This is a genomic window from Cryobacterium sp. RTC2.1, from assembly GCF_035018685.1.
GTDB lineage: Bacteria > Actinomycetota > Actinomycetes > Actinomycetales > Microbacteriaceae > Cryobacterium > Cryobacterium glucosi.
In genome coordinates, this window is the sequence record NZ_JASJXJ010000184.1 from 1 (window position 1) to 6565 (window position 6565).

Consider the following 6565-nt stretch of genomic DNA (forward strand, 5'->3'; position numbering starts at 1 on the left):
GAGCCCGCAACATCCCGACCCGAGTGTCAGGGACGTCCCGAGACATGAAGTGTCAGGGACGTCCCGAGACAGCACAGGTCCGTCTTTAGGGCCATAAGTGTGCTCTCGCGGTTCACGGCGCTGAGCGCTGAGCGCTGAGCGCAGAGCGCAGCGGAGGAGGAGGGGGAGTTAGCCGAAGGCCTCGACTATGGGGCGAAACTTCATCCGGGTCTCGGCGAGCTCGCGGTCGGGCTCTGAACCGAGGACGATGCCGCAGCCGGCGTATGCCGTGACGTCGCCGCCGGGAGTGACCTGGGCGCAGCGCAGCGCGATCGCCCATTCGCCGTCGCCGTCCGCTCCGACCCAGCCGACCGGCCCGGCGTACCGGCCGCGGTCGAAGGGCTCGAGTTCGCGGATGAGCGCAAGCGCTGCCTGCGTCGGCGTTCCCGCGACCGCCGCCGTCGGGTGCATGGCGGCGATGAGGTCGAGGGAGGTCGATCCGTCGGAGAGGGTTCCCTCGACATCCGTCGCGAGGTGCCAGAGGTTCGGGAGCTTGACCGTGAACGGCAGCTCGCTCGTGAGCAGGTGCGAGGTATGCGGGCGCAGCGAGGCGAGCACGCTCTGCACCGCGAAGGCGTGTTCGTCGCCGTCCTTCGCGCTCGTCGCGAGCGCGGCGGCGGCCTCGAGGTCCGCTGCGGCGTCGGCGCCGCGCGAGACGGTCCCGGCGAGCACCCGGGCGTTGACCTCGCCGTGGTCGGCGCGGATCAGGGTTTCGGGGCTCGACCCGACGAGTCCGTCGACGGCGTAGGTCCAGCAGTCCGGGTAGCCGAGGGCGAGTTCGCTGATCGTGCGGCGGAGGTCCGACTTCGCCGGAAGGTGGCCGCGGAGGTCGCGGGCGAGCACGACCTTGTTCACCTCGCCGGCCGAGAGACGCACGACCGCCTCATCGACGGCTGCCTTGTATGCCTCGGGCCGCAGCGTGCCCGAGAGCAGCGAGATCCGGTACTCCGTGCCCAGCGGATGCAGCGCCACCGGAATTTCCGGAGGGGTGCCTCCGGTCGGCCAGATCCGGGTGACCCAGCAGAGACCGTCCTCACGTCCGACGATGACCTCCGGAACGAGCAGCACGCTCGTCTCGGCGGATTCGTCGTCGAAGGCGAACGTTCCGAACGCCAGCAGGCCGGTGCCCGTTCGCGCGAGGGGATCGGTCACCGTCGCAGCGGCGACGACGTCCCGCCACGCACTCGCGGCATCCGTCATGCGGGTCGGGCCCGAGAATTCGAGCCGCAGCGCTGAGCCGAGGCCGGCGAGGCCCTGGTTGCGGCGCATCCAGAGCAGCGGCTTCTGGGCGTCGAGGAGAAGGACCAGTTGTCGAATGTCGGCAATGGGAGTGGTTTCAACCGTTAGGGCCTGCACATTCACTTGCCCAGCCTATGCCAGCCGCCACGACGACCGGCTTCCCGGACTCCAGACTGCCCCTATCACCGGCTTCGCAGGATCACCGGGGAACGGCAACCTAGACTGTTGGAGTGAACAGAGCAGACCTCAGTAAGCAGCCGGAGCAGGTCGCTGCCATGTTCGATCAGGTGTCGACGCATTACGACCGCACGAACGCGGTGCTCTCGGTCGGAAACGCCGCCCTGTGGCGGCTCCAGGCGACCCGCGCCGTCAACCCCCAGGCCGGCGAGCGCATCCTCGACATCGCCGCGGGCACCGGCACCTCGAGCGTCGCGCTGACCCACACCGGCGCCCACGTCGTCGCCGCCGATTTCTCCGCCGGCATGATCGCGGTCGGCCGCGAACGCCAAGCGGGCAACCCGCTCGTCGAGTTCGTCCAGGCCGACGCCACGGCGCTTCCCTTCGCCGACAACGAATTCGACGCCGTCACGATCTCCTTCGGCCTCCGCAACGTCGTGGAACCGCGCAAGGCGCTCGCCGAGTTCTTCCGCGTCACCAAGCCCGGCGGCAGGGTCGTCATCTGCGAGTTCTCCACCCCGCCGAACCCGGTCATCCGCAGCGCCTATTTCGCCTACCTCAACCAGGTGATGCCCCGGGTCGTCAAGCTCGCCTCCTCGAACGCCGAGGCGTACGACTATCTCGGCGAATCGATCGCCGCCTGGCCGACCCAGCCCGTGCTGAGCGGATGGCTCCGCGAAGCCGGGTACGAGTCCGTCGCCTACAAGAACCTCACCCTCGGAATCGTGGCGCTGCACCGCGGCGTCAAGGCCGCCCCCGCGGCAGTCCCCGCCGACTGAAACTCCCCACCCAATGGATAGGCTGTCAGAGTGAAACCGAGTCTTCCCCTGTTCCGGCGCGGCTCCTCCGTGACGAGCCAGATCGGCCTCAGCGATCGAATCTTCTCGACAGCGGATGACCGGGGCCTTGCCGCCGGAATCGACGCCGGTCTCGAGCGGGTCGAGGCGAGCCTCTTCGCCGAGATCGTCTTCGCAGACGAGATCGCAAGCGTCACCACCCGGTACCTCCTCGAAGCCGGCGGCAAGCGGGTTCGCCCGATGCTTGCCCTCCTCACCGCCCACCTCGGCAGCGGTGGGATCACCGACGTCGTGACCGCGTCGACGGCGATCGAGATCACCCACCTCGCCTCGCTCTACCACGACGACGTCATGGACGACTCCGGCCAGCGCCGCGGCGTCCCGAGCGCCCAGACGGTCTGGGGAAACTCGGTCGCGATCCTCACCGGCGACCTGCTGTTCGCCAGGGCGAGCCAGCTGATGGCCAAGCTCGGCGAGCGGGCCATCCGCCTGCAGGCCGACACCTTCGAACGCCTCGTCATGGGGCAGCTGCACGAGACCGTCGGCCCGCACGCGGGCGACGACCCGATCGAGCACTACATCTCGGTGCTCGCCGACAAGACCGGTTCGCTCATCGCGGCAGCGGCCCAGGCCGGCATCATCTTCTCGGATGCGCCCGACGAATTCGAACAGCCCCTCGTGAGCTTCGGCGAGAAGATCGGCGTCGCGTTCCAGCTCATCGACGACGTGCTCGACCTGTCCCCGCAGCCCGAGGCGACCGGGAAGGTGCCAGGCACCGACCTGCGTGCCGGGGTCGCCACCCTGCCCCTGCTCAGGCTCCGCGAGCGCGCCGCCGACGAGCCGGCATCCGCGGCCCTGCTCGAGCGGCTCGAGCGGGACGTCATGAGCAGCCAGGGCACCCGCTCAGAGGCGGCCGACTCCGCGATTGCCGCGCTGCGCGACCACGAGGTGACCGCGCAGACCCTCTCAGAGGCCCACGGCTGGGCACACGACGCCGTTGCTTCCCTCGCTCCCCTGCCCGACGGGTCCGTCAAGAAGGCGCTGACCCGATTCGCCGACACGATCGTCGAGCGTTCAAGTTAGAAAGGTCGTCATGACCGAGAAGCGCCCCACCGACCAGCAACCCGCGAAGCTGCGCCTGGCGATCGTCGGGGCAGGGCCGGCCGGCATCTACGCCGCGGATATCCTGCTCAAGGCGGAACGCAACTTCGAGGTCTCGATTGACCTGTTCGACCACCTCCCCGCGCCGTACGGGCTCGTACGCTACGGGGTCGCGCCGGACCACCCCCGCATCAAGGGCATCATCACCGCCCTGCGCGACGTGCTCGACCGCGGCGACATCCGCATCTTCGGAAACGTGCGCTTCGGGGTCGACATCACGCTCGACGACCTCAGGAAGCACTACAACGCGGTCATCTTCGCGACCGGCGCCGTGCGCGACGCCGACCTCAGGATCCCCGGCATCGACCTCGTCGGCTCCTACGGCGCCGCCAAGTTCGTGAGCTGGTTCGACGGCCACCCCGACTACCCGCGCACCTGGCCGCTCGAAGCGAAGCAGGTCGCCGTGATCGGCAACGGAAACGTGGCCCTCGACGTGGCTCGGATCCTCGCGAAGCACGCGGACGACCTGCTGCCCACCGAGATCCCGGCGAACGTCTACGACGGGCTCAAGGCCTCACCCGTGACCGACGTGCACATCTTCGGGCGTCGCGGACCGACATCCGTGAAGTTCACGCCCCTCGAACTGCGTGAGCTCGGCGAACTGCCCGACGTCGACATCGTCGTCTACGACGAGGACTTCGACTATGACGACGCCGCGCGCGCCGCCGTTGCGAGCAACAAGCAGGTCTTCGTGATCGACAAGGTGCTCGGCAAATGGCGCGAACGCGCCCACAAGCTCGCCGAGGACCCGCAGGCGGGCGCGAGCCGCCGGCTGCACCTGCACTTCTTCGCCAAGCCCCTCGAACTGGTCGACGACGGCACCGGCCGGGTCGGCGGCATCCGCTACGAACGCACAGCGCCGGACGGCCAGGGCGGCGTCGTGGGCACGGGGGAGATCCGCGAGCTGCCGGTGCAGGCCGTGTACCGCGCGGTCGGGTACTTCGGCTCGCCGCTGCCCGGGGTGCCGTTCGACAAGAAGCACGGCGTGATCCCGAACCGCGAGGGGCAGGTGCTCTCCAAGGGCGACCCGTCGTCCGGTGCGGGCAGCGCCAACCAGCAGCTCTACGGCGTGTACGCGACCGGGTGGATCAAGCGCGGGCCTGTCGGCCTGATCGGGCACACCAAGTCCGACGCGATGGAGACCGTGCGGCACCTGATCAACGATCTCGGCAACTGGTGGCGGCCCGAATCCCCGTCGGAGGAGAGCGTCGTCGCGCTCCTCGAGGAACGCGGCGTCGAGTACACGAACCTCGACGGCTGGCACCGCCTCGACCAGCACGAGCAGGCGCTCGGCGCGGCCGAGGGCCGGGTGCGGATCAAGGTCGTGCCCCGCGACGAGATGGTCGCCATCTCCCGCGCCGTCGCGCCAGCAGCAGTGACCGCCTCGGCCTAGAACCCGAGCAGTTCGCTGACCGCCTCGCCGAACACGGCGAGGTGGGCGTCGACGTCCGCTGCGGTGGTGTCCGGGCTCATCAGCGCCATATTGTGGAACGGCGTCAAAAGGATGCCCCGATGCCTACCGGAAGTTGACGAACTGCAGGGCGACGTCGAGGTCCTTGCCCTTGAGCAGCGCCATCGTGGCCTGCAGGTCGTCGCGGCTCTTCGAGCTCACGCGCAGCTCATCGCCCTGGATCTGGCTCTTGACGCCCTTGGGGCCCTCGTCGCGAATGATCTTGCCGATCTTCTTCGCGTTCTCCTGGTCGATGCCGGCCTTCATCGAGGCCTCGATCCGGAATTCCTTGCCGGAGGCGTACGGGTCGCCCGCGTCGAGGCTGCGCAGCGAGATGCCGCGCTTGATGAGCTTGGACTCGAAGACTTCGAGGATCGCCTTGACACGCTCCTCCGAGTTCGCCTTCATGAGCACCTTCTCGCCGCTCATCTCGATCGAGGCGCCGACGTTCTTGAAGTCGTAGCGCTGCGCGACTTCCTTGTGGGCCTGGTTGAGGGCGTTGTCGACCTCCATCGGGTCGACCTTGCTGACGATGTCGAACGTTGAGTCTGCCATGACAGCAATGTTATCGGCGGATGCTTCGCCCGGCATCCGCACACCGGCTCACGCACCGGGCATGCCGGGCTCATCGGGAACTGATAGCCGCTGGAGGCCGCGGCCATAGCCCTGCTGCGTACCGTTGCCGACGCGGCAGTCAGAAGCCGCGCACGAGCTATCGAGGAGACCATGAAACGGCCACAGTTTCTCACGCACATCCGCCCACGAACCTGGGTGGTTGCCGGCGTCATCGTGCTCGCCCTCGCGGGCGGCAGCATCTACTGGTTCGGATTCGCCGTTCCGGCGAACACCAAGTCCACGGTCGCCGCTCCCATCACCACCGCAGCGAGCCTGACGACCATGCAGAAGACCGTCGACAGCGACGGCACCGCGACCCCGACCGTGAACGACTCGGTCAGCTTCGCCGTGTCCGGTACCGTCACGGCCGTGCCGGTCGTCGCGGGGACCACCGTGACCGCTGGCCAGGTGCTCGCAACCGTCGACACGCTCAGCCTCGACGCCGCCGTGCTCGAAGCGCAGGCGACGCTCGCGACCGCGAAGGCGAAACTCGCCACGAGCGTGAGCGACAGCGACGGAACCGCCGCTGCCGTCGCTCAGATCGCGGCCCAGACGGCATCCGTCGCCGTCGACGAGGCCGCCGTCGTGACCGCGCAGGCCGCAGTCGCCGGTGCGACCCTCACCGCCCCCGCCGCCGGCCTCGTCACCGCGGTCAACGTCGCCGTCGGCGACGTGATCTCCTCGGGCAGCTCGGGCAGTTCTGGGGCAGGGGGAGCCACGACCGCCTCGACCGCCTCGACCTCGACGAGCACGGCCGACTTCAGTATCGTCGGAACAGACTCGTGGTCGCTCTCCCTCGCCATCGGCGAGTCGGACATCGCGAACGTCGCGGTCAACGACCAGGTCGAACTCTCCCTCGACGACGGCACCGCGTTCTTCGGAACCGTGCAGTCCGTCGGCATCCTGCCGTCGACGACCTCCGGAGCGGTCACCTACCCCGTCGTCGTCGCCGTCACCGGCGACCCCGACGGCCTCTACGACGGCGTCGCCGTCACGGCCAAAATCGTCTACGAGCGTCGCACCAACGTGCTCACCGTCCCGAGCGCCGCGGTCACGACCGCGGACGGCGTCTCCACGGTGAAGACCC

The 6565-nt window shown here is 68.8% G+C and carries 6 protein-coding genes; 4 read left to right on the forward strand and 2 right to left on the reverse strand.

Features of this window, described 5'->3' with window-relative positions; all coding sequences use genetic code 11:
- Positions 1 to 168: 168 nt before the first annotated feature.
- On the reverse strand, positions 169 to 1395 hold the full coding sequence (locus tag QN357_RS16895; protein WP_322136988.1) for an isochorismate synthase: 1227 nt from the start codon (positions 1393 to 1395) through the stop codon (positions 169 to 171).
- A 113-nt stretch (positions 1396 to 1508) separates the two neighbouring features.
- Here QN357_RS16895 and ubiE point away from each other — a divergent pair, with 113 nt between their 5' ends.
- The 3 genes from ubiE to QN357_RS16910 are packed head-to-tail and all read left to right on the forward strand — an operon-like array spanning position 1509 to position 4806.
- Entirely contained in the window at positions 1509 to 2234 is a 726-nt protein-coding gene (ubiE, locus tag QN357_RS16900; protein WP_166787350.1) for a bifunctional demethylmenaquinone methyltransferase/2-methoxy-6-polyprenyl-1,4-benzoquinol methylase UbiE, read from the forward strand.
- 30 nt (positions 2235 to 2264) lie between these two features.
- A complete protein-coding gene (locus tag QN357_RS16905; protein ID WP_134558656.1) occupies positions 2265 to 3335 on the forward strand; it encodes a polyprenyl synthetase family protein in 1071 nt (356 codons plus the stop codon).
- A gap of 10 nt (positions 3336 to 3345) precedes the next feature.
- A complete protein-coding gene (locus tag QN357_RS16910) occupies positions 3346 to 4806 on the forward strand; it encodes an FAD-dependent oxidoreductase (protein WP_134558657.1) in 1461 nt (486 codons plus the stop codon).
- A 123-nt stretch (positions 4807 to 4929) separates the two neighbouring features.
- Here QN357_RS16910 and QN357_RS16915 read toward each other — a convergent pair whose 3' ends face one another.
- Positions 4930 to 5418 carry a YajQ family cyclic di-GMP-binding protein gene (locus QN357_RS16915; protein WP_134448794.1) on the reverse strand — a complete coding sequence of 163 codons (489 nt, stop codon included), beginning with the start codon at positions 5416 to 5418 and terminating at the stop codon, positions 4930 to 4932.
- Positions 5419 to 5589: 171 nt separating this feature from the next.
- On the opposite strand from QN357_RS16915, the gene QN357_RS16920 reads away from it, so the two are divergent.
- Positions 5590 to 6565: efflux RND transporter periplasmic adaptor subunit (locus QN357_RS16920; RefSeq protein ID WP_323505246.1), on the forward strand; the 976-nt coding region annotated here is incomplete at its 3' end.